9 protein-coding genes and 4 pseudogenes are annotated in these 14,141 nt (G+C 61.2%); 3 read left to right on the top strand and 10 right to left on the bottom strand.

Annotated features, from left to right (window positions below; genetic code table 11):
* Positions 1 to 68 precede the first annotated feature (68 nt).
* Positions 69 to 1,292 (top strand): annotated as a pseudogene (gene istA, locus ACIDOCELLA78_RS81945) (IS21 family transposase); the annotation flags it as partial.
* 72 nt (positions 1,293 to 1,364) lie between these two features.
* Here istA (ACIDOCELLA78_RS81945) and istB (ACIDOCELLA78_RS81940) read toward each other — a convergent pair.
* Together istB (ACIDOCELLA78_RS81940) and istA (ACIDOCELLA78_RS81935) are read right to left on the bottom strand one after the other, a co-directional pair.
* The gene (gene istB / locus ACIDOCELLA78_RS81940) at positions 1,365 to 2,159 is read right to left on the bottom strand and encodes an IS21-like element helper ATPase IstB (protein WP_013641220.1); all 795 of its coding nucleotides are present in this window, start codon (positions 2,157 to 2,159) and stop codon (positions 1,365 to 1,367) included.
* Positions 2,149 to 3,678: an IS21 family transposase gene (gene istA, locus ACIDOCELLA78_RS81935; RefSeq protein WP_201727588.1), complete on the bottom strand. Its 1,530-nt coding sequence runs from the start codon at positions 3,676 to 3,678 to the stop codon at positions 2,149 to 2,151. Before istA (ACIDOCELLA78_RS81935) ends, istB (ACIDOCELLA78_RS81940) begins: the two co-directional genes overlap by 11 nt.
* A gap of 113 nt (positions 3,679 to 3,791) precedes the next feature.
* Between istA (ACIDOCELLA78_RS81935) and ACIDOCELLA78_RS81930 the strand changes: the two are divergent.
* Positions 3,792 to 4,016: pseudogene (locus ACIDOCELLA78_RS81930) on the top strand (ATP-binding protein); the annotation flags it as partial.
* A 144-nt stretch (positions 4,017 to 4,160) separates the two neighbouring features.
* Here the strand turns inward: ACIDOCELLA78_RS81930 and istB (ACIDOCELLA78_RS81925) are convergent.
* Entirely contained in the window at positions 4,161 to 4,907 is a 747-nt protein-coding gene (istB, locus tag ACIDOCELLA78_RS81925) for an IS21-like element helper ATPase IstB (protein WP_201727488.1), read from the bottom strand.
* A gap of 17 nt (positions 4,908 to 4,924) precedes the next feature.
* Positions 4,925 to 6,451 carry an IS21 family transposase gene (gene istA, locus ACIDOCELLA78_RS81920; protein ID WP_201727680.1) on the bottom strand — a complete coding sequence of 509 codons (1,527 nt, stop codon included), beginning with the start codon at positions 6,449 to 6,451 and terminating at the stop codon, positions 4,925 to 4,927.
* Between the two features lie 227 nt (positions 6,452 to 6,678).
* Between istA (ACIDOCELLA78_RS81920) and ACIDOCELLA78_RS81915 the strand changes: the two are divergent.
* Positions 6,679 to 6,804: pseudogene (locus tag ACIDOCELLA78_RS81915) on the top strand (ATP-binding protein); the annotation flags it as partial.
* Positions 6,805 to 6,876: 72 nt separating this feature from the next.
* Here the strand turns inward: ACIDOCELLA78_RS81915 and ACIDOCELLA78_RS81910 are convergent.
* The 6 genes and pseudogenes from ACIDOCELLA78_RS81910 to ACIDOCELLA78_RS81885 form a co-directional block, all read right to left on the bottom strand.
* Positions 6,877 to 6,987 (bottom strand): annotated as a pseudogene (locus ACIDOCELLA78_RS81910) (transposase); the annotation flags it as partial.
* 285 nt (positions 6,988 to 7,272) lie between these two features.
* Positions 7,273 to 8,235 carry a glycosyltransferase gene (locus tag ACIDOCELLA78_RS81905; protein WP_201727587.1) on the bottom strand — a complete coding sequence of 321 codons (963 nt, stop codon included), beginning with the start codon at positions 8,233 to 8,235 and terminating at the stop codon, positions 7,273 to 7,275.
* 107 nt (positions 8,236 to 8,342) lie between these two features.
* On the bottom strand, positions 8,343 to 9,806 hold the full coding sequence (locus ACIDOCELLA78_RS81900; protein WP_201727586.1) for an oligosaccharide flippase family protein: 1,464 nt from the start codon (positions 9,804 to 9,806) through the stop codon (positions 8,343 to 8,345).
* A gap of 29 nt (positions 9,807 to 9,835) precedes the next feature.
* Positions 9,836 to 10,369, bottom strand: a complete 534-nt coding sequence (locus ACIDOCELLA78_RS81895) for a DapH/DapD/GlmU-related protein (protein WP_201727585.1) — start codon at positions 10,367 to 10,369, stop codon at positions 9,836 to 9,838.
* A gap of 31 nt (positions 10,370 to 10,400) precedes the next feature.
* Positions 10,401 to 12,869: a polysaccharide biosynthesis tyrosine autokinase gene (locus ACIDOCELLA78_RS81890; protein WP_214006263.1), complete on the bottom strand. Its 2,469-nt coding sequence runs from the start codon at positions 12,867 to 12,869 to the stop codon at positions 10,401 to 10,403.
* Positions 12,870 to 12,871: 2 nt separating this feature from the next.
* A complete protein-coding gene (locus ACIDOCELLA78_RS81885) occupies positions 12,872 to 14,026 on the bottom strand; it encodes a polysaccharide biosynthesis/export family protein (protein WP_201727583.1) in 1,155 nt (384 codons plus the stop codon).
* Between the last annotated feature and the right edge of the window lie 115 nt (positions 14,027 to 14,141).

Here is a 14,141-nt window from a genome sequence, read left to right as displayed (position 1 = left end):
ACTGAGATTTGACCCATGTTTGACTGTTTCCCCGTCTGGAAGAGGCGGGGGCGAACGGAGTGTTGGACATGGCGTTTTTGAGCATTATCCGCCGGTGGCATAAGCGTGAGCATGTGCCGATCCGAGAGATTTCCCGGCGCACAGGCGTGTCGCGGAACACGATCCGCAAATATCTTCGGTCTGATGTGATTGAGCCGAAGTTTCAGGTTCCGGACCGGCCGAGCAAGCTTGATCCTTATGCCGAGAAGCTTTTGGCGTGGCTGCGCCGTGAAGCTGGCCGGCCGCGCAAGCAGCGGCGGACGGTCAAGCAGCTATACGGTGATCTCGTCAGCCTGGGCTATGACGGTTCCTACAATCGTGTGGCGGCCTTTGCCCGGGCTTGGAAGGGGGAGTGCCAACGGCTGCAGCAGACCGCCGGCCGGGGAACCTTCGTGCCCTTGGCCTTTGCGCCTGGCGAGGCGTTCCAGTTTGACTGGAGCGAAGATTTTGCGATCATCGGTGGCGTCCGCGTCAAGTTGCAGGTGGCGCACACCAAACTGTCGCATAGCCGGGCGTTCATTGTTCGGGCCTATCTGCTGCAGACACATGAGATGTTGTTCGACGCGCATAACCACGCCTTCCAAGCTCTCGGCGGCGTACCGCGGCGCGGGATTTACGACAACATGCGCACCGCCGTTGACAAGGTCGGCCGTGGCAAGGAGCGCAGCGTCAACGCCCGCTTCCTGGCGATGACCAGCCATTATCTCTTCGAGGCCGAGTTCTGTAATCGGGCCGCCGGTTGGGAGAAGGGGCAGGTTGAGAAGAACGTCCAGGATGCACGCCACCGCCTGTGGCAGTCCATGCCTCCGTTCGAAAGCTTGGACGCCCTGAACGACTGGCTGGAGCGGCGCTGCCGGGAGCTGTGGGAGCAGACCGCGCATGGCAACGAGCCGGGAACCATTGCCGATGTCTGGGCCAGCGAGGTTGAGAGCCTCATGCCTGTGGGCCGTCCGTTCGATGGGTTCGTGGAACACACCAAGCGGGTCTCCTCGACCTGCCTGATCCACTTGGAGCGTAACCGCTACAGCGTGCCGGCCTCTTTTGCCAACCGGCCGGTCAGCCTGCGGGTCTATCCCGACAGGCTGGTGGTGGCGGCGGAGGGGCAAATCATCTGCGAGCATCCGCGCATCATCGACCGGACGCACAACGGCCCAGGGCGCACTGTGTATGACTGGCGGCATTATCTGGCGGTGATCCAGCGCAAGCCGGGCGCCTTGCGCAACGGTGCGCCGTTCCTGGAATTGCCCGATGCTGTTGATTTCCGCTGAGATCTGACCCGGGAATTCCATCGAGATTTGACCCGCCCATAGTTTATGATTTGAGTTTCATGATGGGGTCAAGGCTGGATTTTTCTCCTTTCGTTTTTGGGATTTCTGCACGGAGCTATTTTTGAACCTGAAGCTGTCATTTCCGGTCTCGAGGATATGGCAGTGGTGGGTGAGGCGATCGAGGAGCGCGGTGGTCATCTTGGCGTCGCCGAAGACGGCGGACCATTCGCTGAAGCTCAGGTTGGTGGTGATGACGACGCTGGTGCGCTCGTAGAGCTTGCTGAGCAGATGGAACAGCAAAGCTCCGCCTGAGGCGCTGAAGGGCAGATAGCCAAGCTCATCGAGGATGACGAGGTCGGCATGGATCAGACGGCCGGCGATTTGCCCAGCCTTTCCCTGAGCTTTTTCCTGCTCCAGAGCATTGACCAGCTCGACGGTGGAGAAGAAGCGGACGCGCTTTTTGTGATGCTCGACGGCCTGCACGCCGAGCGCGGTGGCGATGTGGGTTTTGCCCGTGCCCGGGCCGCCGACGAGCACGACATTGTCGGCGGGTTCGATGAAGTCGCAACGATGCAACTGGCGGACCAGGGCCTCATTGACCTCGCTGCTGGCGAAGTCGAAGCCGGCCAGGTCGCGATAGGCCGGGAAGCGGGCGGCCTTGAACTGATAGGCCATGGAGCGGACCTCGCGCTCAGCGGTCTCGGCCTTGAGCAACTGGGAGAGTACCGGGATGGCGGCTTCGAAGGCCGGGGCACCCTGCTGGGCCAGTTCATCGACGGCCTGTGCCATGCCGTGCATTTTGAGGCTGCGCAGCATGATGACGAGCGCGCCGGTGGCGGGATCATGACGCATGGCGGGCCTCCTCAGATTGGCGCAAGCTATCGTAGCGCTCGACGTCAGCCTTGGGTTCATTGGCCAATGTCAGTGCCTGTGGCGCGGTGATGACCGGAGGCGGAGCCTGTTTGCCGTCGATCAGCCGGTGGAGCCGGTTGATGATATGCGTCTTGGACGGCACGCCGTCCTCCAGCGCCAGTTCCACCGCCACCAACACCGCCTGCTCGTCATGGTGCAGCACCAGGGCCAGGATCTCCACCATCTCCCGGTCACCGCCAGGACGGCGCAGGAGATGTTGCTGCAGCCGCTTGAAGGCATCGGGCAATTCCAGGAACGGCGCACCGTTGCGCAAGGCGCCCGGCTTGCGCTGGATCACCGCCAGATAATGCCGCCAGTCATACACAGTGCGCCCTGGGCCGTTGTGCGTCCGGTCGATGATGCGCGGATGCTCGCAGATGATTTGCCCCTCCGCCGCCACCACCAGCCTGTCGGGATAGACCCGCAGGCTGACCGGCCGGTTGGCAAAAGAGGCCGGCACGCTGTAGCGGTTACGCTCCAAGTGGATCAGGCAGGTCGAGGAGACCCGCTTGGTGTGTTCCACGAACCCATCGAACGGACGGCCCACAGGCATGAGGCTCTCAACCTCGCTGGCCCAGACATCGGCAATGGTTCCCGGCTCGTTGCCATGCGCGGTCTGCTCCCACAGCTCCCGGCAGCGCCGCTCCAGCCAGTCGTTCAGGGCGTCCAAGCTTTCGAACGGAGGCATGGACTGCCACAGGCGGTGGCGTGCATCCTGGACGTTCTTCTCAACCTGCCCCTTCTCCCAACCGGCGGCCCGATTACAGAACTCGGCCTCGAAGAGATAATGGCTGGTCATCGCCAGGAAGCGGGCGTTGACGCTGCGCTCCTTGCCACGGCCGACCTTGTCAACGGCGGTGCGCATGTTGTCGTAAATCCCGCGCCGCGGTACGCCGCCGAGAGCTTGGAAGGCGTGGTTATGCGCGTCGAACAACATCTCATGTGTCTGCAGCAGATAGGCCCGAACAATGAACGCCCGGCTATGCGACAGTTTGGTGTGCGCCACCTGCAACTTGACGCGGACGCCACCGATGATCGCAAAATCTTCGCTCCAGTCAAACTGGAACGCCTCGCCAGGCGCAAAGGCCAAGGGCACGAAGGTTCCCCGGCCGGCGGTCTGCTGCAGCCGTTGGCACTCCCCCTTCCAAGCCCGGGCAAAGGCCGCCACACGATTGTAGGAACCGTCATAGCCCAGGCTGACGAGATCACCGTATAGCTGCTTGACCGTCCGCCGCTGCTTGCGCGGCCGGCCAGCTTCACGGCGCAGCCACGCCAAAAGCTTCTCGGCATAAGGATCAAGCTTGCTCGGCCGGTCCGGAACCTGAAACTTCGGCTCAATCACATCAGACCGAAGATATTTGCGGATCGTGTTCCGCGACACGCCTGTGCGCCGGGAAATCTCTCGGATCGGCACATGCTCACGCTTATGCCACCGGCGGATAATGCTCAAAAACGCCATGTCCAACACTCCGTTCGCCCCCGCCTCTTCCAGACGGGGAAACAGTCAAACATGGGTCAAATCTCAGTGGAAAAATCCGGCCTTCCCGGGTCAGATCTCAGCGGAAATCAACAGCCGGCCGTCTGATCCATGCCGACCTCGTCATCCTCGATGAGCTTGGCTATCTGCCCTTCAGCGCCTCAGGCGGAGCTTTGCTGTTCCATCTGCTCAGCAAGCTCTACGAGCGCACCAGCGTCGTCATCACCACCAACCTGAGCTTCAGCGAATGGTCCGCCGTCTTCGGCGACGCCAAGATGACCACCGCGCTCCTCGATCGCCTCACCCACCACTGCCATATGCGGATTCCGGAGAATTCGCCCATGGATTCCGATTTTAATTCGCCCACGATTCCGACGTTTATTCGCCCGGGGATTCCGAGATTTATTCGCCCGGGTAGCGGTCTCTGTGGCTGTTGATTTCGTTGCTCTCCTGTTCTCGTTGGGTCAAGCGGTTTTTGGGGTTTGCTTGCGGATCTTGCGCAGGCTTTCGCCGGTGAGTTCGATGCGGTGGGCATTGTGGAGCAGACGGTCGAGAATGGCGTCGGCGTAGGTCGGATCGCCGATCAGCTCATGCCAATGCGCCGGGGGGATCTGGCTGGTGATGATGGTGGCGCGGCGGCCGTAGCGATCCTCGACGATCTCGAGCAGGTCGTGACGGGCGCCGGCGTCGAGTGGAGCAAGGCCGAAGTCGTCGAGGATCAGTAGATTGACGGCACCGAGGGTGCGGATCATCCGGCCGTGACGCCCTTCGGCGCGGGCGACCGCGAGTTCTGCGAAGAGTTTGGGGGCGCGCTGATAGAGCACGGTCCTGTCATCGCGACATGCCTTGTGACCGAGGGCACAGGCCAGCCACGATTTTCCGACCCCTGTCGGCCCGCTCAGGACGAGATTGTCGTGCGCGTCGATCCACTCACCCTGGATCAGCTTCTGGAACAGAGCCCGATCGAGGCCGCGGGCACTCCGGTAATCGACATCCTCGATTGCAGCGTCATGGCGCAGCCTGGCATGGCGCAGCCTTGTGCTCAACCGCTTGTCACGTCGGACGGTGATCTCGCGGTCGAGCAGAAGACCGAGCCATTCGGCGTGACTGAGGCTGGGGGTTTCGGGATTGGCGTGCAGCTCGGTGAACGCGCGGGCCATGCCTGCAAGACCGAGCTGGTGGATCTGATCGAGGGTCGGATGGTTCAGCATGAGGCTTCTCCTTGTCATCAGTGGAAATATCCGCCGCCCCGGATGTTGGGGTGGCGGATCGGGGTGGGATCGGGACTGGCGGTGCCGGCGGCTCGCTCCAGCCGGTTATCGAGGATGGATTTGACCGAGCCGTAGGTCAGGGTGCCGATGGTGAGCGCGCGCTCGGCCGCGGCATCGAGCCGGTCGGCGCCAACACTGCGGGCCAGGCGAAGGATGCCGATGCAGGCGCGGAACCCCTGCTCCGGATGAGGCCGGCGTTCGAGGATCAGGGTGCAGAGTGTCGCGACCGAGGGACCAAGCCGTGCGGCTTCCTGATGGATCCGTGCGATGGTCCAGTCGCCATAACGCCGGTGGCTCGAGGGCATGTGCTCGGCGATCGTCGTGTGTTTGCCGTTACCCGGCCTGCGTGCGTGCACGGCGATCCGTTCGCCACGGAGAAAGATCTCGACCGTGCGCACGGTGAACCGGGCCTCGACCTCGGCGCGGGCGTGCCGGTAGGGGACGGAGTAAAAATGCTTCTCGATCTCGACGTGATAATCGATGCCGACCCGCCGGCGCCGCCATTGCGCCAGCACATAGGGTTCGGCCGGCAGTTCCTTCAGCGCGGGACGATCGAGTGTTTCCAGCAGATGCCGTCTTGTCGCCCCCAGGCGACGGACGACCCGCTCCTCGTTCAGCCAGCGGCAGAATTCAGCGATCGCGGCATTCAGTTCGGCGAGGCCGTAAAATGCCCGGTTGCGCAGCTTGCCCAGCAGCCACCGCTCCGCCAGCAAAACCGCCACCTCGACCTTCGCCTTGTCACGCGGCCGCCGCGGCCGCGCCGGGAGAATGGCCGTGCCGTAATGGCGCGCCATATCGGTGTAGGTCCGGTTGACCTGTGGATCGTAGAGGCAGGCGCGGATGATCGCGACCCTGGCGTTGTCGGGCACCAGCAGCGCCGGCACGCCGCCAATTGCTGCCAGAGTGCGATTATGCGCCTCGATCCAGTCCGGCAGGGTCTGGGTCCAGGTCGCCTCAGCATAGGTGAAGCTCGATGCGCCGAGAACGGCGACGAAGATCTGGGCCGCACGCGTCTCGCCGGTGAGCCGGTCGATCACCACCGGCACCGTGTCGCCGGCATAATCGACGAACAGCTTCTCGCCCGATGCGTGGGTCTGGCGCATCGTCACCGGTAGCCGGGCTTCCCAGCTCCGGTAGAGCTCGCAGAACCGGCTGTAGCGATACCCATCCGGGTGCTCGGCAATATACTCGTCCCACAGGATCGACAGCGTCACGTGCTTGCGCTGCAACTCGCGGCGGATACGCCCCCAGTCCGGCTCATCCACACGTCGATGCCCCGGCCGCTTGCCCACCGCGCCGTCGAACAAGCGCCTTTCCAATGCCGCTTCGGACAGCGCCAGAGCCCCTGGCCCATCGAGCCCGGCCGCCTCCAGTCGCCGCAGCGTCAAGCGCACCGTCGATGCCGCAACCCCGACCCGGATCCCCACCTGGCGGGTCGAAAGCCCCGCCATCCTCAATCTGACAATCTCGCGCACATCGCGCATCGCAATCCGCTCCACTGGCATTCATCCGCTCCCTCGATCAGCCAAAGGGAGGGAACCTGAACCAGCCAGCAGAGACCTCAAGCCAACCCGGCCAACCCCGCCCGCCTGGGCGAATAAAAGTCGGAACAGGTGGGCGAATTAATCTCGGAATAGGTGGGCGAATAATTCCCGGAATCCCGGGCGAGTTAATCTCGGAATCCCGGGCGAATTGAGCCCGGAATCAGCACCTCGATCGCCTCACCCACCACTGCCATATCCTCGAGACCGGAAATGACAGCTTCAGGTTCAAAAATAGCTCCGTGCAGAAATCCCAAAAACGAAAGGAGAAAAATCCAGCCTTGACCCCATCATGAAACTCAAATCATAAACTATGGGCGGGTCAAATCTCGATGGAATTCCCGGGTCAGATCTCAGCGGAAATCAACAGGCAAGGGCATGAACGGTTCGATCAAGGCCCATTCGGCGTCGGTGAGGTCGCTTGCGTAGCGCAATCCGGCGCGGCAATATCGTTACCGGGCGATTTCAGTCCAGGCCATCGTGTCTCCGTTCGTCTTCGCAAACGAACTGAATCACAACCCGCTGAAATCGCTCAACTATCTTTTGCGGTCAGGCTCTTAGGTTCTGGACTCAACTGATCCATGAGGTGACGGCGAGGACGAGGCAGATACCTGCGAGGCGACACCATCACCCCCACCGAAGCCAAAAACCACTTCAGCGCCGCTGGATATGATCCAGCCTGATCGGAAAATGCTCTAGCTTGTCGTTATTGGTCTGCTGATAAGATTACGCGCCCGATGGAACGTCCGGGCAGTTCCGTGGTGTCAGCCGGCTGACACCACATCACGCCCGACGCGATTCTCATAATTCAGGATCTCGTGATGGCGAGATCCTTTTCCCCAAGCTGAGACCTCGTGAATACGCTTGTAATGCTGTTGCAGGATATAGCGGCAACGCCTGTAGAAGGGCATCCGAGTCAGAAACTGCTCCAGGTCGGGATACCGCGAAACGGCCTCCACATAAGGGAGGTATTCCGTCCCACCCCAGGGCAGGAACGCGCCATGCCAGGGTTTCGGGCTGCCCATATAATGAACAACGCGTGGATCGATCGCCTGCTCAAGCCTCGCATTGCGCAGGAAAATCGGGAAATTCCAGCTCAGCGACATCGGTATGCGTCGATCCATGGCAACAAGGTTGAGGGCATCCTGGTCCGGGTATCTCGTCTTGCCTTTCAGGTTCTGAAACAGTTTCCATGACTCCCAACCGATCCGGTCCCACCCGTCTCGGTTGATCCGCAACACCCCGCTGTTGAAATAGTTGCGCTGCCGGTTGTTCTCCAAACCGATGGAGGCGAAGTAGCTTACCAGGCTCCGATCGTGGCCTCTTCCCCCATCGAGGGAAAACGTCATTGGATCATTGGCGGCGCAAAATTGTCCTGAAGGAACCTCGGTGCGCACGAGCGGTTCCAACGACCCCATGATCTGCGTGTCGCCATCGATATAGAGCAGATGTCCGTAGTGCGCCGGCGCGATACGATCCAGAAACAGGCGGGCCAGCATGGCACCGACACGCTCGATCGCTGTTTCCGGAACGGAAAAGAAGAGAATTCCCTCAGATTCGCAAGCGCGGCGAAATACCCGGTCACACTCGGCGACGCCTTTCACACTGAAAATGGCGACATCCGCAAGATCTGCCGGCGTATGCCGCCGTGCCTGCATGGCGCTCACGAAGCTTGGAAACAGGTAACCAGGATCGGTTGTATACGAAATACAGCAATCTGCCGTCATGACCACACTCTCTGGCCACGAGGATCATGTCCGCAGACATCCGGACCCGGTGCCGGAGAGGCCAGGCAACCAGCGGTTTCGCGGATATTGGAATGCCTCGCCATCAGTCACACCGGCTGCTGATTTGAAACGCTCCGGCGACGCCGGCCAACAACATCACTGAGGAGGCGCAGCGCCGACTGCTCGATGCCACAAGGGCGTCCGAGAAGATGCCAGATAACCATGAGGCTGCCCGCATAAACCGCCACTCCACACATGACCAGCAACGCAAGACGGGTGAGTTGTCCCGTCAGGTTGGCTGGCAGATGCAGCAGCGAATCAAGAGCCAGAACCGCGGCCAGCATCAGCAGACTGGCGGCAATGCTGCGCAGGCTGACCAGGATCTGTTTGCGGATGGAAATGCCGGCAAGTTGGCGGATGCTGGCCATGCAGAAGATTGCCGTGACGGTTTCCGAGATCAGCCGGGCGGCGATCACCCCGGCGAAACCCCAATAAAGTGCACCGCCAACCAGAAGAGGCAGTTTGACAAGGACCTGAACGGTGTTCCGGGATGCGATTTCACGCGTGCGGCCGAGCGACATGCCGAGAGGCGAGAGCAGCATGCCGAACATATAGGGGATCAGGCTGATAGAGAGCCAGCGCGTCATCAAAATGGCACTAACCCATTTCGGCCCCAGAAGTACCTGAACCAATGGCCCGGCTACCGCGGCCTGGCCAACCAGAAGCGGCAGCCCGACCGCAATCACCGCACTCGCCGCAAGCTGATAACTCTCACGCAACCGCGCCAGATCGTCGCGAACAACGGTGAAAGCCGACAGCAATGGTCGGATGATCGGCGAAAACAGAGCGGCCATCGGGATGATGCTGAGATTATTCGCCGTGCTAAACAGACCAAGACGCGCTGCCGGCATGATTTTGCCGAGTAGAAGCTGTTCTGACTGTATATTGATCGACATCAGTATCTGCGAAACGCTGACCCAGCCCAGAAAGCCGCTGAACAAGCGCCAGTCGCGCAGCGAAAGCCGCGGCCGGTATGGGAGAACGACGTAGCCGAGCAGGGTATTCACCACTGGTCCCGCAATCGTGCAGAGGCCGATCGACCAGAACGAATGGGTTGTGAAGGCGAGGATCGCGGCGGTTGCGAAGGCGGCGGCTTTCCCGGCCAGTTCGAACCAGAACTCGTAAACGAAATTCAGCACCTTGGCATATTCGGCAAGCTGCGGTGTCTGCATGCCACGGGCAGCGGGGGCAAGGCTGAGGGCCTGGATCAGCGGTATCAGTTCAGGGTGCCCGTACCAATGCGCGAACGGGATCGCGATACCGCTCACCAGGAGACACAGTGACGCTCCGCGGATCAGGCTGAGGGTGAATGCCGTATGAAGATGATGCGGCATGATGTCTGGCAACTGGACCAACGCCTGGCTCAGCGGCATTTCCAGGGCGGCTTCCAGAATGGTCACCAAGGTCATGGCAATCGCCACCAGGCCGAAATCGGCCGGCGAAAGCAGGCGGGCCAGGATCAACATGGTGAACAGGTCGATCACCCGGCTGACCAACCGGCCAAACACCATGAGCGACCCGCTCAGCACTGTCTTGTGACCTAGCATGTGAGCAGAGGATCGTCCGCAGTCCCGGCGGAGGCATCGCTGGCGAGCGCCCGCACAAGGCGCGCTGGAATTCCGGCATACAAGCCATTCGGCTCGGTCGACCTGGTAACCAGCGACCCGGCCGCGATGACGCACCCCTCGGCAATCGTTACCCCGGGCAAAATCGTGACACCGCTACCGATCCAGCAGCCGCGACCGATGACCACCGGACCGCCCACCGCTTCCACGACACAGCGCTGCGTTGGCGGTCCGATCTCATGCGAACCGGTAATGATTCGGACAAACTGGCCGATCCGCACATTGGGCCCGATTTCCAGCGGCATGAAGCCGTCATAGAAAAACCCCACATTGATAAAGACTTCAGAGCCGATCTTCACAGTCCGGGAGCGGAAGCTGGCCCGCGCCCAGATGCAGGAAGACCGGTCGACATCGTAGCCAAGCCTGCGCATCAGCGGCATCCGTATCGATACCGGCAGGAACTCGCTGGCGAGCGCGGCATCGACGATCCGATGGATGTAATTTCCCATTTCCTGGCCCCCTCTCCTCCCAGAGCCCGCCTTAAATCCTGAACCAGCCCGTGAATTTCGGCTTGCGCCGCGTTCCCCCGAGGAAATAGGCATCCTCGCCGCCATACGTCATGGCATCTGTGCCGTTGATGATGAGCCCGTGCGGCTTGTCCAATGTCTCGATCAGTTCGTTGTGCAGATCGAACGCCCGACGCATCGTGTTGGACACGCCCACAACAGACAGGATCAGGTCGGAAACGCTGCCGAGCACCAAGCCATCGGAGACGATCGGCAGAGGGGGACTGTCGAGGATGATGTAGTCGAATTCCTCGCCCAGGGTTCTGACGATCCCGCGCAAAGCAACCTCATCAAGGCGGGCGCCGCGTTCAGCCGCAGCACTGCCCGAGGGCAGAACCCAGAAATTTCCGTTCGGCCATCGCTGCAACTTGGGCCGCGAGCCAGTCCGCAGCCAGTCGGTCAGCCCGGGCAAGCCTTCGAAATCGACCAGCAGGTTGAGCCGGCTCAGATAAAAATCGCAATCGAGCAGCACCACTCGTTTGCCGTCTTCCGCCAAGGTCCGGCACAGGTTGGCCGCGATCGTTGTCTTGCCGTCCTGCTTGCTCGCGGAAATCAACAAAATCGCCGAAGCGCGCGCTTCATCGGTATTTCGGTAAATATTACGCTTTATAAGCTGGAATGCCTCGGAAAACGGGTTGAAACTGTCGGGGCCGAATGTGTTGGCGCCGATGAGTCGTTGCCCTTGCTGAGGCACGGCACCGTAGACCGGCAATCGCACGGCGCGGCGGATCTGCTCTTCACTCTCATATCGGCCGGAGAAGGCCCGCCGGCCGAACACCAGCGCCATGCCCGCAAAGAAACCAACCATCGCTCCGGCGATGACCGTGATGACCGCGCGCGGAGAAGTGGCCCGCAACGGCAGACGCGACGAGGTGACGACGCGCGTGTCGATGATGGTCGCCGCCTTCGATATCTGCGCCTGTTCGGCCTTCTGGGTCAGCACTTCATAAAGCTGAGCCAGTTGCTTGGATTTCCGGGTCAACGCCCTGACCTTGAGCGACTCGGCAGGCTGGTCCCTGAGTTTCGACTTGTCGCTCGAGATCAGCCTGTCGATACTTGCCAGACTCTGGGATGCGGATTGCAGGTCGTTGTCGATGAGCTCGCGGATCGAGGCGCGAAGCTGATCGACCTGCGCCTGCTGGATCTGCACGTTCTGGGCACGATCGGTGAACTCGGCGTGCAGCTGGCTCAACTTCACCTCGGCCTCGGAGAGCGAGGTGGTCAGCGAAGTGAGCACAGGGTCGCTGGTTTCGCTGATGAGATAAGGGTTCACGCGCGACCTGCGGCCCATCATCGCGCGGTGCAACTGCCGCAGGGCCTGAAGTTGCAGCAACTGCTGACCGCGGCGCTGCTCCAGCTGGCTCATCTGCTCAACCGCAGCCTGTGCGGCCTGCTGTGGATCGATGATGCCGGTCTTGGCCTGATAGGCGGATAATTGCTGGTCGGCGCGCGCCAGCCTGCGCGCAACATTCACAAGCTGGCCGGTGACAAAAGATTCCGTCACCGCGGCGGCCTCCGCCTTCCATTGGAGCTGGGTCGCGATGTAATCGCGCATCAGGTGGTTGACGAAAATCTGCGCGAGAAAGGGATTCGACCAGCGCAACGAGATCCTGGCCAACTTGGTCGGCCTTGTTGGCGACCCTCCGGCGGTCACGCGCAGCGGGCCACCGGCAAGGCCATTGGCCAGCGCATCGGGCGCAACGACGCTCAGGTCGAAAATCCGGCCAGGCGCGATATTTGTGCGTACAGCGCTGTGCGCCGCAGACTCTGCCGGGGTTGCGGTGGACCTGTCAGCCTCTCCGGCGCGGACGAAACGCACCAGCAGGGCGCCCGCCGCGGTGTGCGCCACTGTGCCGATCGTGCCTCTGAGAACAGGCTTCTCACGACCGAAAATGCCTCCGGCCTTGTACAGCTTGTAGGTATTTCCGGCACCGGTAACGAGGCGAAATTTCCCGACCAGCGTCGCGTCCACCACCCTCAACGCCTCCGCTGCCGGCAGGAAAGCCTTGGTCGAACCCCCGTCGAGCCATTTCCACCGCCAATATCTGAGGGTCGGAGCGCCAGCAGGATGGATCGTCGCGTTCAGACCGGTTTCCAGCACGGCGCGCTGGATCAGGGTGCCGGTTGTCAGCAGCTCGATCTGTGTTTCCACGTCGCTCTGCTGGGCATAGGCAGAAAGATTGACCGTATTGCTGGACCCGCCGCCGCCGCCCGCGCCCTGCTGTGTTTCACCGAGATAAAGCGCGCCGGATGCCGTAAATTGCGGCACCGCCAGCAGAACATGCAGCAGGGCCGCCGCCGCCGCGATGCAGGTGAACAGCAGAATCGTCCAGGCTTGCTGGCGCAGCGTGCGCAGAAACAGTCCGAAATCGACGATGTCATGCGGCTCATGCGGCGCATGGAAACCGATTGCCGGAAGTTGTGTCGCCACTTTTTGCTTCATTGTCACTTGGAGAGATATTTGATGGAGACAAACGGGTTGAGCACGCCGGAAATCGTATTCAGCGATGGGAGCAACTTGTTCAGAACATCGTTCCATGTCGCGATGCCTGTCGGCGGCACGAAAACGATATCGCCCGGCTGCAAGGCAAAGGGCATTGCATGTCCGTCCATGATCTTTCGGGCGTTCACGACGATGAAGTCGGCCGAAGCGCCATGGGAACGGATGATCCGTATCTGCGAGAGCTGGGCATCGGTGTAGTTGGACAGGGTCATCCCGGCCTCGCTCATGGCTTGCAGCAGAGACAGCGAACCGCCCTGAAAGCCAATGGCACCCGGCTTGCCCACGGCGCCGAACACGAAGGCTTTTTCTTCAGATGCCGGCGGAATCACGATCGTGGCGCCCGGCGGCAATACGATGTTCTGCGACAGATTGCCGTCGAGCAGGAGTTCGCGAAGATCGACCGGTTCTTTTCGCGCCCCGACCGCAACATAGGCCTGATAGAGGTCGGCATTGGCAACATTGAGGCTGCCGCCCAGGGACAGAGCCTCCAGAAGCGTCAGCTCACGCCCCGGATATTTTATGCCCGGGCTCGAAAAATCGCCGAGCAGATAATACCGCAGACTATGCGGCGTCACCAGTTGCACCGAGATATTCGCATTGTTGACATAGGCGGAATACGCCGCCTGAAGCTTGGCCTGGGCCTGGCTGACCGTCAGTCCGGCCAGCTTGACGGTGCCGATCAACGGCAGCCCCACGGTGCCATCACTGGTGATCAGGGCCCCGGCGGGCCCCGATGTCACGCCATATTGGGGCGTGGACAGCTCGGGATGCAGATAGACCGAAACCGCGATGACGTCATTGGGCCCCAACCGGTATGGGGTCAGCGGCAACCTCGCATCCGGCGGCAGGCTTTGCCGCTTCATGGACACGACCGGCGAGGGCATCGTGGCGGCAACGGCGCCGGCCGGCACAATGTGCGACATCGGCGGCTTTGCGGCACAGCCCGCAAGTCCACCCATGCCCAGCAGCACGGCCATGACCATTGGCAGCGAGGTCGCCCGGTTCGATCCTGGCATGGACTTGCCGCGAAAGATCGTCTTATTTTTTATACGACCCAATGATGCTGAAAGGTGCAACCCTGAAATTTGCGCCGTCACGCCTTGCCCCCAGAATTCTGAAAACCGTCTGACCCCGAACGAACGGGAAGGATGGAAAAAAATTTAACCGCTCGTAACATGTTGACGTTTTACCGTCAAAAATTAGATAATTAAA

This window comes from Acidocella sp. C78 (assembly GCF_907164655.1).
Note: the sequence above shows the minus strand (reverse complement) of the source record. Positions and strands in the feature narration are given on the sequence as shown.

Bases quoted from the DNA above. Each gene is read 5' to 3' on its own strand.
- istB (WP_201727488.1), bottom strand. From the start codon at position 4,907: ATGCTGAACCATCCGACCCTCGATCAGATCCACCAGCTCGGTCTTGCA.
- ACIDOCELLA78_RS81895 (WP_201727585.1), bottom strand. From the start codon at position 10,369: ATGGGAAATTACATCCATCGGATCGTCGATGCCGCGCTCGCCAGCGAG.
- ACIDOCELLA78_RS81900 (WP_201727586.1), bottom strand. From the start codon at position 9,806: ATGGTGTTTGGCCGGTTGGTCAGCCGGGTGATCGACCTGTTCACCATG.
- istA (WP_201727588.1), bottom strand. From the start codon at position 3,678: ATGGCGTTTTTGAGCATTATCCGCCGGTGGCATAAGCGTGAGCATGTG.
- istB (WP_013641220.1), bottom strand. From the start codon at position 2,159: ATGCGTCATGATCCCGCCACCGGCGCGCTCGTCATCATGCTGCGCAGC.
- ACIDOCELLA78_RS81905 (WP_201727587.1), bottom strand. From the start codon at position 8,235: ATGACGGCAGATTGCTGTATTTCGTATACAACCGATCCTGGTTACCTG.
- istA (WP_201727680.1), bottom strand. From the start codon at position 6,451: ATGCGCGATGTGCGCGAGATTGTCAGATTGAGGATGGCGGGGCTTTCG.
- ACIDOCELLA78_RS81890 (WP_214006263.1), bottom strand. From the start codon at position 12,869: ATGAAGCAAAAAGTGGCGACACAACTTCCGGCAATCGGTTTCCATGCG.